This window comes from Streptomyces sp. NPDC001002, from assembly GCF_053599215.1.
Genome location: NZ_JBSFLV010000005.1, coordinates 133,633 through 149,876 on the forward strand (window position 1 = coordinate 133,633; position 16,244 = coordinate 149,876).

A 16,244-nucleotide genomic window follows, 5' to 3' on the forward strand; every position below is an offset into this window, starting at 1 on the left:
AGATCTGGGGGCAGAGGTATGGCACCGGGCAAGCGCAGCGCGTACATCGCCGTGACCGTGGTCTGTGCGGTCACCGTGCTGGCCGGCGCAGGCACCGCGTTCGCGAGCCCCACACCGACCCCATCGGCCTCCGCGGGGACCTCCGCATCGACCTCCGCGAGTTCCCCCAAGGCCCCGACTCCCCTGCCGAACAAGGACCTTGAGGCCGTACGCCAGAAGCTCGACACCCTCTACCACGACGCCGCCGTCGCCACCGACTCCTACAACGCGGCCGAGGAGAAGGCCCAGCAGCAGTCTGCCGCGATCGTCGATCTGGCGAACAAGATCGTCCAGGGGCAGAAGAAACTGGACGAGTTGAAGGAGCGCGCGGGCGCCGCGGCCGCCGCCCAGTACCGCAACGGCGGGCTGCCCGACGAGGCCCATCTGCTGCTCAGCGACAACCCGCAGCAGTTCCTCGACGGAGCCGGCCGGGTGCTGCAGGGCCAGCGCGCCACCAAGGGCCTGATCGCCGAAATGACCCAGACCCAGCAGGACTTGGAGCAGTACGCCGCAGACGCCTCCACCCAGTGGAAGCGGCTGGAGGCCAACCGCAAGACGAAGGACGCGGCCCGCAAGAAGATCAAGGCGCGGATCGCGGCGGCCGAGAAGCTCGAATCGAAGCTGGCCAAGGAGGAGAAGGAGCGCCTCGCCGAGCTGGAGGAGGAGGCCGCGTACCAGGCACAGACCACCTGGCTCGGCTCCGGCATCCTCGACGAGATCAACGGCAAGGCGTCCGCGCAGGGCAAGAAGGCGGTCGCGTTCGCCACGGCCCAGATGGGCAAGCCGTACGAATGGGGCGCCGAGGGCCCGAAGACGTACGACTGCTCGGGGCTGACGTCCCAGGCGTGGCTGAGCGCCGGGGATCCCATCCCGCGTACGTCGCAGGAGCAGTGGAAGCAGCTCAAGCACATCGACGTGAAGGACATGCGGCCCGGCGACCTGATCATCTACTTCGACGACGCCAGCCATGTCGGGATGTACATAGGGGACGGCGCCATCGTGCACGCGCCGCGGCCGGGCCGGACGGTGACGATCGCGGGCGCGGGGTCGATGCCGATACTCGGGGTGGTCCGGCCGGACGCATGAGCCTGTGGGCCCGTAGGCCCGTGGCGGGCACGAGGGGCCGGAGGCGTCAGGAGACCGGCGTCACGTGACCCACGGCACCCCCGGCCGCTCCCAAACCCCCCACCGACGTGATGTTCGTCATCCCCCCAGGTGGGGCACCCTGTCCAACTGCGGTACAGAACGCGGCATATGACAGCGGCGGGTGTGCGGGCGACGTGGCTCACACCATTCCGTTCGCCCGCCGAATACCGCTATGGTCCCCGTCGGTGGATCGAGGACCCTCGCCCCACCGCGCCCTCGGGGGGAGGGAAGGAACCCAAGACGATGCCCGTACCCATACCGCGGCAGAGAGCGATCCCGGCCGCGGAGAGTGGTCAGGCGCAGGCCGTGCACGGAGGCGGCCCTTCCAAGGAAGAGACCCCGCGCAAGGAAGCCCGCACGGAAGCCCGCAAGGAAGCCACGGTCGACAACAACGCCGCCACCCATCTGACGCTGCTGCTGATCGAGGACGACCCCGGCGGCGCCACGGTCGTGCCCGAACTGCAGGACGCGACCGGCCGGCCGTTCCGGGTCCGCAGCGCCCGCAACCTCACCGAGGCCGAGCGGCTGCTGACCGACGACGTCCACTGCATCCTGCTGGACCTCGCCCTGTCCGAACCCGGCCAGGGCGCGGACGCCGACGAGCTCGCCGTACTGCGTCATGTCCTGGAGCTCGCGCCCCGGCACGCCGTCCTCGCGCTCACCGCGTCCGGTGACGCCGAGCGCGGCGCCGAAGCGGTGCGCGTGGGCGCGCAGGACTATCTCTTCCGGGACGAGCTGGACGCCCGGCTGCTGAGCCGCGCGATCCGGTACGCCGTGGAGCGGAAACGTTCCGACACGGCCGAGCGCCGGCTCGCCGAGGGCCGTCTGCGCGCCCAGGAGAACCGCCGCCTGGAACGCGGGCTGCTCCCGACGCCCCTCCTGGAGGGCTCGTCCCTGCGCTTCGCCGCCCGCTACCGCCCCGGCCGCTCGCGCGCGCTGCTCGGCGGTGACTTCTACGACGTCGTACGCACCCCCGACGGGACCGTGCACGCGATGATCGGTGACGTCTGCGGGCACGGCCCGGACGAGGCCGCGCTCGGCGTGGAACTGCGGATCGCCTGGCGCGCGCTGACCCTGGCGGGCCTGTGCGGCGACCAGCTCCTCGGCACCCTGCAACAGGTCCTGGAGCACGAGCGCTCCGACGACGAGATCTTCGCGACGCTCTGCACGGTCGACATCGCGCCCGACGGCAAGCGCGCGGGCCTGTGCCTGGCCGGCCATCCGTCCCCGCTGATCGCCCGCCCCGGCCGCCCCGCGGAACTGCTCCCCTACGACAACAACGGCCCCGCCCTCGGCCTCCTGCCCGGCGCCCGCTGGCCCCGGATGCAGGTCGAACTCGGCCGCGAGTGGAGCCTGATGCTCTACACCGACGGCCTGATAGAAGGCCGCATCGGCGCCGGCCGCGAACGGCTCGGCCAGGACGGCATGGTGGCGATGGTGCGCCGGCAACTCGCGGAGGGACTGCGCGGCGAGGCGCTGCTGCGGTCGTCGGTCAACGAGGTGCGGGAGCTGAACGGCGGCGAGCTGACGGACGACGTGGCGGTGCTGCTGCTGGACCGGGTGCCGTAGGCGTAAGTGGCGGGAGGCAGGGCCCTTGGGCTCCGCCCCCGCCCACCAGACCCTTACCGTCCGCCGTTGTACGGCCCGTACGGACCGTCGCTGCTCGAACCGCGCCGGCTGCGACCGCCGCCGGACAGGCCGCGCAGCGCGGGGCGTACGTCGACCATGTACACGATGGTCGCGACCAGCCCGATGATGGGCAGGAACGACAGGATGTTGAAGATCAGGTTCACCACGAAGGCGAGCCCGAGCACGATCAGCCAGAAGACCTTGGTCTTCTTGTCGGCCGCGCGGTAGGCGTCCTCGCGGCGCGTGGCGGCATCGATCAACGCGAAGCCGCTGAACAGGATCAGGGCCACACTCAGCAGCCACATGAACCCTGCGAACCCCTGCATCAGCACTACGTCCACCACCAGACTCGGCTTGTCCCTACGCCGCTCACCGTACCCGTTCCCACCGGCCCTCTACCCGAAGAACGGGCCGGGCTCTCATGGAGTGCCCGGCCCGTCCTGGTTGCCCGTGGTTACTTGGCGGGCGGAGTCGTCTTCTTGGCCGTCGTCTTGCGGGCCGGAGCCTTCTTCGCGGCGGTCTTCTTGGCGGCGGCCGGCGCAGGGGCGGCCTGGGCGGCCACGGGCTTGGCGGCGGGCTTGGCGGGCTCCGCCTGCGCGGCCTTCTCCTCCTTGACCGGGACCGGCGTCGGGTCGGGCTCGACGGCGATCGCCAGTTCCTCGATCTCGTCGGCGGCCTCGCCGCGCCAGGTCTTCACAGCCTGCTCGCCGTGCTCGGCGACCTTCTCGTAGGCCTCACGGGCCTTGACGGCGTACTCGGCGGCGACGCCGACACCGCGCAGCGCGAAGTCCTGGGCGCTCTCGCCGAACTTCTTCAGGTCGGCGTCGAGGGTGGCGCCGAGCTTCTTGAAGTCGCCGTCGAGGGAGGTGATGAACTCGTTGACCTTGGACTGCAGGGTCTCCTGCGCCTCCTTGGCCTTGGCGGAGGCCTCCTTGGCACGCGCGGAGGCCTTCTCCTGCACGGCCTTCGGGTCCGCGGTGCCACGAACGGCCTCGAACCGGGCCGGGGCCTCGGTACGCAGCTGCTCCACCAGCCCGGGCACCTTCTTGGCCTGCTGAAGGGCCAGGTCGGCGGTACCGGCGGCGAAGTACAGCGGCGTCGGGTCGCTGAGGGTCTTACGGAGATCGTCGGTGATGGCCATGGTGATGGTCCTCCCGGGTCGCTTTCAGCTGAGGGTTTTGGGTTCCGCGAACGTGCCGGCCGACAACTGGATCAACTGGCCGGCTGCTGCGGGTCGGCATCGCTGCCGTCGTCCTGCGCACGGGTGCGGGTCGTACGGGCCTTACGGGTCTTGCGGGTACGTCGCTCAGGGGCGTCGTCTTCGACGGGGTCAGCGGTGTCGACGGCATCGACGGCGTCGGCCACCTGCATGACGTCCTGCCCGACGTCTTGCCCGACGTCGACGGTGTGACCCGCCTCGTCGGCTTCCTCCTCCGCCCCGATCCCGAACCCGTTCTCCTTGCGGAAGGACTCGTAGATCTGGAGCAGGACCTGCTTCTGCCGCTCGTTCAGCGTGGGATCGGCGGTGATGACGGCACGCGTCTCCACCTCGTCCCGGTCCCGCTCGGCGTCGAGGATGCCGGCCCGGACGTACAGCGTCTCGGCGGAGATCCGCAGCGCCTTGGCGACCTGCTGCAACACCTCCGCGCTCGGCTTGCGCAGCCCGCGCTCGATCTGACTCAGATACGGATTGGACACCCCGGCGGCCTCGGCGAGCTGCCTGAGCGACAGCTGCGCGGTGCGCCGCTGGTCCCGCAGGTACTCACCAAGATTGCCGACGTTGAGCGATGCCATGGCCCCACTGTGCATCACTCGCGCTAACTATTGCAAGCAGACGCTTGCAAAAGTGCGCCATGCCACTTGAATGGCCGTACGGGCCGCTTCACCCGCACCGCGGCCCCGGCCGACCCGCGCGCTAGCGTCGCCCCCATGATCGTATGGCTCAACGGCACCCACGGCGCCGGCAAGACGACGACCAGTGCGCTGGTGCAGCAACTGCTTCCGGATTCGCGGGTGTTCGATGCCGAGAAGGTCGGTGAGACGCTCATGGACATCTCGCCGGGGCTGCCCGAGACGGACAACTTCCAGCACTGGCCGCCGTGGCGGCCACTCGTGGTCGAGACGGCTCGCCGGGTGCTCGACTACACCGGCGGCACGTTGGTGATGCCGATGACCGTGCTGGTCGAGGAGTACTGGCGGGAGATCAGTGCCGGCCTGGCTCAACACGCCATTCCGGTACGGCACTTCGTCCTCCATGCCGACCAGGACACTCTGCGCGCACGCATCGCGGGCGACACCGTCATCGGCCCCAACTCCTCGTTCCGGCTGCGCTATCTGGAGCCCTACGCCGAGGCGGCCCGTACGTGGTTGCACGACGAGGCCGAGGTCGTCGACACCACGCGTCTGACCCCCGCCGAGGCCGCCTCACAGATCGCGGAGGCCGTCGCGAGTTGAGGTCCTCCGGTGTGGGGAACCATGGGGCATGCGACCGGATGACTGGTACCTCACCGAAGACGTCGACGAATTCCTGACCCGCACCGGGGACTTCCTGCGCACACGGCCCGGCCTGCACGTCATGCAGCTGACCTGGGCGGAGAGGGTACGGAAGCGGGGGGTGGAGGCGTTCGCCGGCGTCCCCCTCTTCGGCGTACTGGAGCAGGCGGGTGAGGTCCGGGCGACCTTCTATCGCCTCCCGCCCGGTTCCCTCGGCCCCTCCCCGCTCACGCCCGAGCAGGCCGACTCCCTCGCCGCCCGGCTGGCCGCCCTCGGGCACCCCCTTCGTTCCGTGAGCGCGGGGCACGACACGGCGACCGTCTTCGCCGAGGCCTGGCAGCGGCACACCGGGGCGACGCCGGCCATCCGTGACATACGGCTGCGCCTGTACGGGCTCGGCACGCTCACCCCGCCGGAACCGCACCCGGCCGGCCGGAGTCGCGTCCTGGGCGAGCAGGATCTCGACGAAGTCATGTTCTGGTGCGGCGAGTTCGCCAAGGCCGTCGGCGAGGACGTCGTCATCAACGCCGACACCTGGGCCGACACCCGCTACGCCGACAAGCGCTACACGCTCTGGGAGACCCCGGACGGCACCCCCGTCTCCGTCGCCGGCATGAACCCGATGATCGGCGGCCAGATCCAGGTGGACGTCGTGTACACACCGGCCCATCTGCGCGGCCACGGCTACGCGGCCGCCGCGTCGGCGGAGGTGAGCCGCGCCGCCCTGGCCGCGGGCGCGAAGGACGTCGTCCTGTTCGCGGACCTCGCCAACCCCACCAGCAATGCCCTGTACCAGCGTCTCGGTTATCGCACGCTCACGGACTGGGCGGCGTACGACTTCGCGCCTGCCGGGCCGGAACCCGAGGGGCTGGTAGGGAAGGAAGACCTTCACTAACATGCCGATAAACGTTGACGGGCACGACATTGGCGGTCGGGGAAATGACCGATGGGCGAGTCAGTGACACCGATGGGGAACTCAGCGACGAGGAGATCCGCGAGAAGCTCGCGGAACTGAGTCAGCTCGCCAAGGCCTACGCCGCCACCGTGGGGCGAATCCTGCTGACGGGTGGCGTGGCCGCCCTGCTGGTTATTTGCGCACGCTTGTTCGGTAAGAACTCTGTCGCCGCGATGGGGCTTGAAGCGCCCCTTCGGCATGCCTGGATATTGTTCGTCGCGATAACCGTCGCCCATGTGTTCTGGGCCAAATTCCTGGCTGACACGCTGTCGGCCATGGAGATGCTGGACGGCAGCCAGGCGACAGGCAAGGCCCTTCTGCGGACGGTCAGAACCGAGTCCGGCCTCATGCTCCGCGGACTCGTTCCGAGGGTGGACCGCATCGGCGACAGCCACGTCTATGCCATGAGCCGGAAAGATCCGTCCACCTGGCTTTCCTTCGGTCTTGCGCTGTCCGCCTACATCGCCATTCTGCCGTGGCGCATAACACACGGGAGTCTGGAACTGGACGGGTCGGTGGCGCGGCTCATTGTCCTGGTAATCGTAGGTCTCGTCGCGCTGTACGTGAATTGGCTCATCGGCGGAACCTGGATCTTGATGCTTTCGGAACTCGCGAATCCGGAGGGAAGCCGTGAAATCTATGTGTTTGCAGGGTCCTGGGTGCGCTGGTGGGGCGATTTCTTCTTCGTCACGGTCTTCGGCGTGATCTTCATTCTCGTAGCGTCCCCCTTCGTGATACTGGTGGTCTTTTGAGCAGAGGACCTCGCGGGCCTGCTCCGCGGCACGGTCAGGCTGGACGAGGCCGCGAGCGAGGAGACGTCCAGCGGATCGGGCCGGGCCCGCCGGACGCGGTCGCCGAGAACCTCGTAGCGACCGTGGACCACCCGCTCCGCCTCGATCAGTCCCAACTCCAGTGGCCGCAACGCCTCCCACACGGCCTTGACCGCGAGCAGCCGCCGGTCGCACAGGACGTTCGCGTCGACATCCTGGCGAGTCTGCTGCCGGACCGGACGGAATGCCACTGCTCACTGCCGGGCCCGGCGCGCCCCGATCCACTCCTCCAGGACGCCGAAGTCCGCGTCGGTCAGCCCGAGTCGGTGGTCGACGCGGTGCAGGAGGGCGCGTTCGGGATGGTGGCCGGCGACCCAGACGCGGTCCACGTCGGTGATCTCGTCGTCGACCCAGACGAAGGGCCGCCCGGCCGCCCAGTCCACCAGGGGCCGGGTCTTCCAGTGCAGCGGCGCCGGGAATTCGTCCTCGTCCGGCCAGTCCACCGAGGGCAGTTGGGGCAGTCCGAGCCACGGCGCGAGACAGACGTTCACGTCCTCCATCCAGGTCGTGGCCCACACCAACTCGCAGTCCAGCGCGGCCAGTCGGGCCCCGAGCGCCGGATCCACACGGCTGAGCAAGGGATGCCCGTCGGCCACCCCGGGCACCTCGAAACGCGGCGCGTACGCCGGATAGGCCCCGGCCGCGCCGAACGGGAGCAACGTTCCGTCGACGTCGAGGAAGAGAAGCATCAACACCAGGATCGACCAGGACGAGGATCGGCGAAAGCGGTACGGCGACGGTGGCGGGAAGCGGGTGTACGGCTGGGCAGGGCGGGCCGGCGCGGGGCAGGTGCGGCGGACGGTCAGCCCTCCATCCCCCGCCCGACTCCCCCCTCAGCCCTCGAACCCCCGCTCCGCCAAGATCTTCTCGACCCGGGCCCGATGCGCTGCCTCCCAGTCGTCCAGCGTCTGGTCCGCCTCCTTCGCCAGCTTGGCCAGGGCCGCGTCCAGCACCTCGGCCCGCCGCGCGGCCGGCACCGCCACCACGCCCTCCTCGTCGGCCACGATCACATCGCCGGCCTCGACCCGCACCCCACCGCAGGTCACCGGCTCGCCCAGCGGTGCTACGGCCGCCTTGGCGCCCGGGATCGGGATGACACCCCGCGCGAACACCGGGAACCGCGCCTCCCGCACCTCGGCGAGATCACGGATCAGCCCGTCCAGGACGAAGGCCGCGACGCCCCGGCGCTGGGCGATCGCGCAGACGTTGCCGCCGGCCAGCGCCCAGTCCAGGTCGCCGGACTCCACGACGATCACCGAACCGGGCTCGGCGCGGTAGATGGCGGTGTGCAGCATCAGGTTGTCGCCGGGTGCGCAGCGCACGGTGTACGCGGGTCCGGCCACCCGCCCGACCGGCCCCCACAACGGCCGGATGCCGAAGTCCATGATCCGGTCCCGGTCGAGGATCTCGCCGAGGGTGGTGGTGGGAACGCGCTGGAAACCGGTGGCGTCAGTCATGCACCGGACGCTACCGTCCCTCCCATGACTGCCGGGTCGGCCTTGAGCCGTGAGCGAGTCGGGTACCCGGCCTCTGAGTGAGGCCGGGGCGGGCCAGGAGCCCGCCGTCTCTTTCTCTTCGCGATCTGCATCACCGGAACACACCACCGGAATCCAGCGACAGAGAAAGAGAAGAGAGAAGACTTGCCCGACGAGAACAACAACCCCTTCCAGAATTTCAACCAGCAGGTCATCGACGAGTTCCGCGCCAACCGCGGTCGCGTCGGCGGCTACTTCGAGGGCGCCCGCCTGCTCCTGCTGACCACCACCGGCGCCCGCACCGGCACCCGCCACACCACCCCCGTCGGCTACCTCCCCGACGGCGGCGAACGCGTCCTGGTCATCGCCTCGGCAGGCGGCTCGCCCCGGCACCCGGACTGGTACCGCAACCTCCTCGCCGACCCCCAAGTCACGGTCGAGAGCGGGGTGTTCACGTACGAGGCACAGGCCGTCGTACTGGCCGGCGAGGAACGGGACCGCGCCTGGGCCCGCGCGGTGGAGGCCGACTCGGGCTGGGCGGCGTACCAGAAGAAGACCGAGCGGGTGATCCCGGTGGTCGCCCTCCACAACACCGCGCAGGGCGGCCCTGGGAACATCAACGCGTCCTCGATGGGCGAGGCGATCAAGGTGGTGCACGACGCCTTCCGCCGCGAACTCGCCCTGATCCGCGAGGAGATGAGCAAGGCGGCCAGCGGGGGCGGCACCCTCGGCGCCCAACTCCGCGTCAACTGCCTGACCTTCTGCCAGGGCCTGCACAACCACCACACCGGCGAGGACCAGGCCCTGTTCCCGTTCATCGCCGATCGCCACCCGCAGACGGCACGGGTCATCGCGCGGCTGCGCGAGGAACATGAGCAAATCGCCGCGCTCGTGGAGGAGTTGCGCCGCACGTTGGCCGCTGAGGCCGGCGACCCAGCCTCCGTGCGCGCGGAGGTGGAGCGCCTCACGCTCGCGCTGGAAGCTCATCTGGACTATGAGGAAAGGGAGTTGATCCCGACCCTCGACGCGTCCGCCTGAACCACCCGCGGGCGGCCGCTGCCGTTCTGTTCCCGTCCCGCCCTCAGAACGGCAACGGTCGCCCGTGCACCACCTCCAGCCGCGACACCGCCCTGGTGAGCACGACATACAGCCGATGCAGCCCGCGTGCCTCCGCCTCCGCGATCGCCGCGGGCTCGACGGCGACGACATGGTCGTACTCCAACCCCTTTACGAGAGAAGCCGGTACGACGGTCACGCGCGCCCGCAGCTCGTCCATCCCGCCCACCACGACCCCGGCCGCATCGAGCGCACCCCGAACCCACCCCGCATCCGCATCAGCGGCGACGACCCCGACCGACCCTTCCCTCCCCAACGCATCGCGGACGGCGGCCACGACCGCCCCCGCCACATCCCCGCCCACCGCCTCCCGCACCCACAACTCACCGTCCCGGCGCAGGGACTTGCCCGGTGCCACGTCGACGTCGAGCCGGGCCAGGAGCCGGTTGGCCAGGGTGACGACGGCCTCCGGCACGCGGAAGCCGATGGTCAGCGGTACGACGGCCGCGTCCGGCTTGCCCAGGTGGCGCAGGGAGGTGTCCCAGGAGCGCGCCGCCCAGGGCGTGGTGCCCTGCGCCAGGTCGCCGAGGACGGTGAGCGAACCGAAGGGCGCGCGGCGCGCGATGGCCCGGCACTCCATCGGGGAGAGGTCCTGCGCCTCGTCGACGACGACATGGCCGTACCCCTCGGGGTGTTCGACGAGCCCGGCGACCTCGTCGAGCAGAACGAGGTCGGCGGCCGACCAGCGCGCCGACTTCCACGACCGCGGCGGCCGTTCCCAGAGCACGGCGCTCTGCTCGTCGGCGTCCAGCAGCCCATCGGCGGCCGAGCTCAACACGTCCGGGCCGGCGAGGAGTTCGGCCACGACCTCCTCGGGCCGGACCCGGGGCCACACGGCATCGACGTACGCGCCGACCGCCCGCGCCCGCGAGATCTTCTGCACCCACGCTCCCGACCGCGGCCCGCTCCGCCGCTCGGCCTGCAACTGCACACTCCGCACGACCCGCGACCGCACCCGCTCGCGCCCGATCCCGTAGGGCGGTTCCTCGGTGCGCACTCCTTGGACGATCCGAGCGAGTTCGCCGACCCCGACCCGCCATTGATACGAACCGTCGGGAATGAGAACGGGCTTGATGACTTGGTCCGAGACATGGGCGTACAGCGCGCGGCGCAGCACCTCCGCCATCCGGGCGTCGTGCTTGACCACGGCCGCCCGCTCGCTGTCGGTCCCCCGCACGGGATGGCGCGCGATCTCCTCCCCCAGCGTCGACTGCCGTACGCCGGTCTCGCCCAGGGCCGGGAGCACCTCGGAGATGTAGGAGAGGAAGGTGCGGTTGGGGCCGAGGATGAGGAGGCCGGCGCGGCGGATGCGCTGGGCATGGGTGTAGAGGAGATAGGCGGCGCGGTGGAGCCCGACGGCGGTCTTGCCGGTGCCCGGGGCGCCCTGCACGCACACGGACAGCCCGATGTCACCGCGTACGAGATCGTCCTGCTCGGGCTGGATGGTGGCGGCGATGTCGCGCATGGGCCCGACGCGGGGGCGTTCGATCTCGCGCGCGAGCATGTTCCCGGTACCGGACTCGCCTCGGCCGAGCCGTTCGTCCTCCAGCCCGGTGAGGTCGATGGACTCCCCACGGCTCCCGGGCGCCCACCCGAAACGCCGGCGCACGTCGACGCCCTGCGGGTCCCGGGCGCCGGCCTGGTAGAAGGCGCGGGAGACGGGGGCGCGCCAGTCGACGACGAGGGGTGGGGCGGCGGGGTGTTCGGAGACGCGCAGGCGGCCGATGTAGTAGCGCTGGCCGGAGTGTTCACCACCCGCGCCAGCATTCTGGGCGAAGTCCAACCGCCCGAAGAACAAGGGCCCTTGAGGCAGCTCTCCCAACTCCTTGGCCTTGCTCCGCAGTTGATAACCGAGCACCTCGGCGTCGGCACCGGAGGCGGAGACGTCCTCGCCGGTGATGACGTGTTCCTGAGCGCCGGTGACCATGGCGTCGAAGGCGGTACGGCAACGGTCGTGGTGGGCGCGCTCGCGGTGGAGGGACTCTTTGAGGTCGGAGTGGGGGTGTGAGTGGGCGTGCGAGTGGGCTGACGTCATGGGGACGACCGTACCCAAAAAACGTAACCGAGTTAAATATATTACCGAGTCTCATCCTGGCTGAAGTGCGGCAACCCGGCCGCGAGCAGGCCGAACGCCCGCTCCGCCGCGGCAACGGCATCCGCCCGCACATCCTCGACCCGCTCCCCGTCGGCGATCCGCCGCCAGTTCTCCAGCGCGAGGATCCGCCGCACCGCGACGATCTGCCCGGCGGCCAGCCGCGCGTCCAGCCCACCGCCGAGCGCCTCGGCGAGCGTGGCTTCCGCCTGCTCCTGGTAGCCGTACACCCGGGCGACCAGGGCGGGAGTCCCGTAGAGGAGGGAGTGGAAGGCGAGCACCTGCGGATGGTCGCTGAGCCCGGTGACGGGGTCGCATCGCGCGAGCCCGTCGAGGAAGTGCCGCCGCAGCGCGGAGACCGGCGCGTCCTCCGCCTCGACGACCACCCTCGCGGCCTCGTCCTGATGGTCGGCGATCCGATGCAGGACGAGGTCTTCCTTCGCCGGGAAGTACCGGAAGAGGGTCGGCTTCGAGATCCCGGCCGCGGCGGCGACCTCGGCGACGGAGACGGCGTCGAAGCCCTTCTCCATGAACAGGCGGATGGCTGTTTCGGAGACGTCTTGGTACATCCGCTGTTTTTTGCGTTCTCGGAGGCCGGGGGTGGTCATGGGTGGGAGCCTAGCCAGCCGCCGGATCCGCAGGTGTCAGACGGCGGTCTCCCGGCGCCACGCGGGCACCTTCGCGAGGGCCCAGAGATCGTCGAAGTGTTTGTTCCAGATGGTGACGGCTTCTCCCGCGGCAGCCGTCCCTTCCCGGGACCAGACGTTGAGGTCGGTCCCGTAGCCCCTCGGATCGTAGAACTCGGGTCCCATGTGGATCAGCCGCGTCCGCGTGGAGAGGTCATAGAGGCCCTGCAGGACCTGCTCCCGGTTGAGGATGCAGATCTTGTCGCGCGGGATACCGGGGTAGCAGCGGTACTCGCACTGCACGGACACCCGTCCGGTCTCGTTGAGCCGCTCCGCGAGTTCCGAGAGGATGCCGTCGTATTCGCGGCAGCGCTGCTCCATCCGCCTACGAAAGTCGGGATCATCCACGGGGCCACCGTCGTCACCGACCCTGGCGGGCACGATCATCGGCTGTCCGAAGTCCGGTACCAGCATCCGGACCAGAACTCGCCGAGTCGGTCCCGGGTCGTCGAAGAGGCCTTCGAGGTGGTGATACACGGAGTGGTAGAGCGTCTCGCCCGTGTAGCCGAGAAAGCCGATCTCCACTCTGCGTGCGTGAAACGCCTCGCTGACGAACTCTCCCACTTGACTTGAGCTCACCAGAGCACGGTTCGGTACCCGGGTCGACGCGACCAGTTCCCTCAGTTGGCCGTACAGCACATAGCCGACGAGGCTGAGCAGCGCACCGCCCAGATAGGCCTTGCCCTCCAAGGCGTCGCCGAGCGGCTTGACGAACTGCGCGGCCAGTCCCGTGAAGAAGATCCCGAGCAGCACCAATCGCGTCACGACGGATTCGAACCGTTCCTGATAACGCCTCAGTTGCCGCCCTAAACCGTTCTCGGCCTGCCTGTTCCCCCGCTCGACCATGCACGCCCCTCCCCCGTAGGCGGGTTCGGGGCACTGTCATGAACCCACGAAGATGCCAGCCTTTGGTGGAGTCATGGTCTGCCTATGTCAGGGTGGAAGCAAGATACGGGTGCGTCGTCCGGCGGGGCCGCAGGCCCAGGGACGCGGTGGCCGCGGCGAGGGTCATCGCATACGAGTCGACGGCTCGCCGTACGTTCGGGGCGTCGAGGCTCGCACCCGTCACCAGCCGGTCCATGTCGACGTATGCGGACCGTACGATCTCGATCCACCGATAGACGCGCCAGTCCTGCCGCCACGCTTTCGTGTGCGCGGGTGGCAGAAGCTGTTCCCACCGGCTGAACATCCGGTCGCGGATCTCGGGGCGGGTGGGCGTCAGGTGCATGTGCCGGACCAGGTCGTAGAGCGGGTCGCCGACGAGCGCCATCTCCCAGTCGATGATGGTCAGCGCCAGGTCGTCGTCACGGCGGACGAGGTTCCATGGGTTGAGGTCACCGTGCAGCAACGCCGGATCCCGGTGGTTCACTGTGTGCCGGGCCAGGATCTTCGCCAGCAAGTCGGCATCAGGTAGCCCTAGGAAACGGGCCAGTTGCTGCGACTGCTTGGGCAACTCCCCGACCATGGCCACCAGTTGTTCGCACAGCCACTCGTAGAAGTGTCCCTGACCGGCCAGCGGGTCGACCTGGCGGTAGTCCACCGTCGTCAAGGCATGGAGCTGATCGACGAGCTTGTCCGCCTCGCGCGGCAGCAGACCGTGCACCGGGTGGTTGGGAGGACGTTCGGTGTCGCTCGGTCCTTCATAGGTGTGGATGGCGAAGGGCTGTCCGTCATGGCTCCAGCCCAGGGCGAGGATTTTCGGCGCTGCCACGCCCTTGCCCGATTGCTCGATGGTTCGTAGTACGGCGTGCTCGCTCAGGAAGAAGCCACGCTCGCGTCTTCGGACATCTGCCGCCATGCGCCGCACCACGACGCTGGAGGGGTAGTCCGACACTTCGACCACCGTGTTCAGGTGCGCGGTTCCCTTGAACACCCTGCCGGCCGGCGCCGTGCCCTCCGCCAAAAGGGCATTCTGCACGGCCTGCTGAGAGAAGTCCTTGCGCTCTGGCACGCGGTCGTCCCGGTGCCAGTCGAACGCCCCGACGCCGAAGCTGCGGTCGCCGAAGCGAGCTGCGGCCCAGCGGAGGAGGATCTGCTTGATCTGCCGCTCACTCGGGATGTTGCTCAGCCTCAGCGGATCCACTGCCGCTTCCAACGCCCGCCGTATCGATTCCGTTGCCGCGTCGATGTGCTGCTGATCGCCGGAACCCTCCAGCGAGCGAGCGGCGCGCATCACGTCCGGGTAGACGGACTGCGCCTGCTCGAAGGCGACGTAATGACGGAGATCCCTGGCCACACCGTTGACTGCGGCAGGGCGAACCTCTCGCATGGCGTCTACCCACAGATCGATGACCTCGTCCCACTGGTACGCCGGGTAATGCATCCGGACCAGGTGTGTGGCGAGGTCGTGCAGAGGGTCCCCGTAAGTGGCCAACTCCCAGTCGACGCAGATCAGAGGGTGCTCGCCGCCGTACGACATGATGACGTTGTCGCGATGAAGGTCCGCATGGAGCAGGCTGTAGGGGCGTCGCGCCATCGCCGGCACTCGGTCGGCCAGCCGGAGCAGGGCGTCCTCAGGGATGCCGAGTGCCGCGAACAGGCCGCCGAAGTCGTGCCAGTTGGGGCGTCGGATCTGTTGGTCCGCCTGACGCGCGAGAGTCTGCAAGAAGCCACGGCTGTCGGTGTGATCGCTGGGCCAGTCCGTCGGCAGCGCCGGTAGCGCTCTGCGGCGCACCTGTGCCGTCTCCGCGAGCAGGGCCGCCAGCGCTTTGATGAGCCTGGTGTCGACCGGCTTGCCGTTGCCGCAGATGCTCGAAAGGGGTACGCCCTCCACATAGCTGTGAATGGCGAAGCCTTCCCCTTCGAAGAGGCACTCCGGCACGTTGGGCAGCACGCCCTTGATGGCGCGCAGGATCTCGGACTCGCTCTGCCAGGTCCTGATGACCACAGGCAGCGCATCGGCGCGTCGGACTCGCGCGATGACGGACGTACCGGGAGCACGGGCGACCAGACGTGCCACGGGCTGCGTCAGTGGCAGTACGTGGTTCTGATTGTGGAAGCCGTTGCTCGCCTGCCCTAACTGCTCGGCACGCCCCAGGAACGCCTTGTAGACGGCGTCCGGCCGGGCACCGGCAACACGCCCCGCAGCCAGAAAAGGGGAGACAGGCGGTGTAACCACTGGCCGCTCCGGGGTATGTGACTCGACGAATGGGAAGGGTCGAAGCCCTCAAAATGTAAGAGTTGTGCACAAAGCGCCCGATGTCAGCGGAAATGGCCAAAACGGGTGGTTTGCCACACACCTGTACCCGGATGCTCAGGGCTGACGTGTGCGCCAGGCCCTTATATACGCACGAACACGAGCGGTTGCTCAGTCGAGGTTCGGGGATCCTAGCGTACGGAGTTTCCGACGCGATTGCCGCCCCCCTTCCTGTCGCGGCACACTTCGTGACCTGCGAGAACACACTCGGCCATATGCTCGACGAGTCGGATGTTGCTACCGTGACGCGCGCAAGGAGCCTCCGTCCCGCCCGCGGTTGCAGCCGCGGGAACGCCGAGACGAAGACTCCTTGCTCCGGAAGCGAGGGCCTTGGCCGGCGCCTCTCTCAGAGAGACCGTCAGCTGAGGCCTTTCGCTATTTCCACGGCGCCCACAGCATCACGCCGACGACCAGGTCCGCAGCCCCGAAAGCCACGAGAACCCGTTCCGCCGTGATGGCCGTACGCGCTTGCCTCTGCCAGTCCTGGACCAGCCTCTTGAGCCTGTTCAGAACCGACCTCCCTTCTCCACGAGCCGCGCACGGAGCGCGCGGCAGGGATCGCGAGGTGCGATCCCCGACGATGGCGG

15 protein-coding genes are annotated in these 16,244 nt (G+C 69.2%); 6 read left to right on the forward strand and 9 right to left on the reverse strand.

What is annotated here, in order from left to right:
- Nucleotides 1-18 precede the first annotated feature (18 nt).
- On the forward strand, nt 19-1,125 hold the full coding sequence (locus tag ACWDR3_RS04665) for a C40 family peptidase (RefSeq protein WP_450350778.1): 1,107 nt from the start codon (nt 19-21) through the stop codon (nt 1,123-1,125).
- Between the two features lie 303 nt (nt 1,126-1,428).
- Nucleotides 1,429-2,754 (forward strand): PP2C family protein-serine/threonine phosphatase, encoded by a 1,326-nt coding sequence (locus ACWDR3_RS04670; protein WP_450350780.1) that lies wholly within the window; start codon nt 1,429-1,431, stop codon nt 2,752-2,754.
- A 53-nt stretch (nt 2,755-2,807) separates the two neighbouring features.
- On the opposite strand, the gene ACWDR3_RS04675 is transcribed toward ACWDR3_RS04670, so the two are convergent.
- The 3 genes from ACWDR3_RS04675 to ACWDR3_RS04685 form a co-directional block, all read right to left on the reverse strand.
- Complete coding sequence (locus ACWDR3_RS04675; protein WP_401716953.1) at nt 2,808-3,140, reverse strand: DUF2516 family protein; 333 nt, start codon at nt 3,138-3,140, stop codon at nt 2,808-2,810.
- A 128-nt stretch (nt 3,141-3,268) separates the two neighbouring features.
- The gene (locus ACWDR3_RS04680) at nt 3,269-3,955 is read right to left on the reverse strand and encodes a hypothetical protein (RefSeq protein WP_450350782.1); all 687 of its coding nucleotides are present in this window, start codon (nt 3,953-3,955) and stop codon (nt 3,269-3,271) included.
- A 71-nt stretch (nt 3,956-4,026) separates the two neighbouring features.
- Nucleotides 4,027-4,608 (reverse strand): helix-turn-helix domain-containing protein, encoded by a 582-nt coding sequence (locus ACWDR3_RS04685; protein ID WP_450350784.1) that lies wholly within the window; start codon nt 4,606-4,608, stop codon nt 4,027-4,029.
- A 135-nt stretch (nt 4,609-4,743) separates the two neighbouring features.
- On the opposite strand from ACWDR3_RS04685, the gene ACWDR3_RS04690 reads away from it, so the two are divergent.
- The 3 genes from ACWDR3_RS04690 to ACWDR3_RS04700 are packed head-to-tail and all read left to right on the forward strand — an operon-like array spanning nt 4,744 to nt 7,014.
- Entirely contained in the window at nt 4,744-5,268 is a 525-nt protein-coding gene (locus ACWDR3_RS04690; protein WP_450350786.1) for an AAA family ATPase, read from the forward strand.
- A 28-nt stretch (nt 5,269-5,296) separates the two neighbouring features.
- On the forward strand, nt 5,297-6,202 hold the full coding sequence (locus ACWDR3_RS04695; protein ID WP_450350788.1) for a GNAT family N-acetyltransferase: 906 nt from the start codon (nt 5,297-5,299) through the stop codon (nt 6,200-6,202).
- Nucleotides 6,203-6,246: 44 nt separating this feature from the next.
- Nucleotides 6,247-7,014, forward strand: a complete 768-nt coding sequence (locus tag ACWDR3_RS04700; protein WP_450350789.1) for a hypothetical protein — start codon at nt 6,247-6,249, stop codon at nt 7,012-7,014.
- A gap of 272 nt (nt 7,015-7,286) precedes the next feature.
- Here the strand turns inward: ACWDR3_RS04700 and ACWDR3_RS04705 are convergent, their stop codons facing one another.
- Together ACWDR3_RS04705 and ACWDR3_RS04710 are read right to left on the reverse strand one after the other, a co-directional pair.
- Nucleotides 7,287-7,781 carry an HAD domain-containing protein gene (locus ACWDR3_RS04705; protein ID WP_450350790.1) on the reverse strand — a complete coding sequence of 165 codons (495 nt, stop codon included), beginning with the start codon at nt 7,779-7,781 and terminating at the stop codon, nt 7,287-7,289.
- Nucleotides 7,782-7,925: 144 nt separating this feature from the next.
- Entirely contained in the window at nt 7,926-8,549 is a 624-nt protein-coding gene (locus ACWDR3_RS04710) for an RraA family protein (RefSeq protein WP_450350792.1), read from the reverse strand.
- Between the two features lie 183 nt (nt 8,550-8,732).
- Between ACWDR3_RS04710 and ACWDR3_RS04715 the strand changes: the two genes are divergently transcribed.
- Complete coding sequence (locus ACWDR3_RS04715; RefSeq protein ID WP_450350793.1) at nt 8,733-9,605, forward strand: nitroreductase/quinone reductase family protein; 873 nt, start codon at nt 8,733-8,735, stop codon at nt 9,603-9,605.
- Nucleotides 9,606-9,648: 43 nt separating this feature from the next.
- On the opposite strand, the gene ACWDR3_RS04720 is transcribed toward ACWDR3_RS04715, so the two are convergent.
- The 4 genes from ACWDR3_RS04720 to ACWDR3_RS04735 all read right to left on the reverse strand — a co-directional run bounded on the left by ACWDR3_RS04720 (nt 9,649) and on the right by ACWDR3_RS04735 (nt 15,579).
- A complete protein-coding gene (locus ACWDR3_RS04720; RefSeq protein WP_450350794.1) occupies nt 9,649-11,718 on the reverse strand; it encodes a HelD family protein in 2,070 nt (689 codons plus the stop codon).
- A gap of 41 nt (nt 11,719-11,759) precedes the next feature.
- A complete protein-coding gene (locus tag ACWDR3_RS04725; RefSeq protein ID WP_450350796.1) occupies nt 11,760-12,383 on the reverse strand; it encodes a TetR/AcrR family transcriptional regulator in 624 nt (207 codons plus the stop codon).
- A gap of 36 nt (nt 12,384-12,419) precedes the next feature.
- Complete coding sequence (locus ACWDR3_RS04730; protein WP_450350797.1) at nt 12,420-13,226, reverse strand: hypothetical protein; 807 nt, start codon at nt 13,224-13,226, stop codon at nt 12,420-12,422.
- A gap of 163 nt (nt 13,227-13,389) precedes the next feature.
- Nucleotides 13,390-15,579, reverse strand: a complete 2,190-nt coding sequence (locus ACWDR3_RS04735) for a phosphotransferase family protein (protein WP_450350799.1) — start codon at nt 15,577-15,579, stop codon at nt 13,390-13,392.
- Nucleotides 15,580-16,244: the final 665 nt, after the last annotated feature.

What these genes read in the sequence shown, in the direction of transcription:
- ACWDR3_RS04675 (WP_401716953.1), bottom strand. Translation starts at nt 3,140, where the DNA reads ATGCAGGGGTTCGCAGGGTTCATGTGGCTGCTGAGTGTGGCCCTGATC.
- ACWDR3_RS04710 (WP_450350792.1), bottom strand. Translation starts at nt 8,549, where the DNA reads ATGACTGACGCCACCGGTTTCCAGCGCGTTCCCACCACCACCCTCGGC.
- ACWDR3_RS04680 (WP_450350782.1), bottom strand. Translation starts at nt 3,955, where the DNA reads ATGGCCATCACCGACGATCTCCGTAAGACCCTCAGCGACCCGACGCCG.
- ACWDR3_RS04700 (WP_450350789.1), top strand. Translation starts at nt 6,247, where the DNA reads ATGACCGATGGGCGAGTCAGTGACACCGATGGGGAACTCAGCGACGAG.
- ACWDR3_RS04695 (WP_450350788.1), top strand. Translation starts at nt 5,297, where the DNA reads ATGCGACCGGATGACTGGTACCTCACCGAAGACGTCGACGAATTCCTG.
- ACWDR3_RS04725 (WP_450350796.1), bottom strand. Translation starts at nt 12,383, where the DNA reads ATGACCACCCCCGGCCTCCGAGAACGCAAAAAACAGCGGATGTACCAA.
- ACWDR3_RS04670 (WP_450350780.1), top strand. Translation starts at nt 1,429, where the DNA reads ATGCCCGTACCCATACCGCGGCAGAGAGCGATCCCGGCCGCGGAGAGT.
- ACWDR3_RS04665 (WP_450350778.1), top strand. Translation starts at nt 19, where the DNA reads ATGGCACCGGGCAAGCGCAGCGCGTACATCGCCGTGACCGTGGTCTGT.
- ACWDR3_RS04685 (WP_450350784.1), bottom strand. Translation starts at nt 4,608, where the DNA reads ATGGCATCGCTCAACGTCGGCAATCTTGGTGAGTACCTGCGGGACCAG.
- ACWDR3_RS04705 (WP_450350790.1), bottom strand. Translation starts at nt 7,781, where the DNA reads ATGCTTCTCTTCCTCGACGTCGACGGAACGTTGCTCCCGTTCGGCGCG.
- ACWDR3_RS04690 (WP_450350786.1), top strand. Translation starts at nt 4,744, where the DNA reads ATGATCGTATGGCTCAACGGCACCCACGGCGCCGGCAAGACGACGACC.
- ACWDR3_RS04720 (WP_450350794.1), bottom strand. Translation starts at nt 11,718, where the DNA reads ATGACGTCAGCCCACTCGCACGCCCACTCACACCCCCACTCCGACCTC.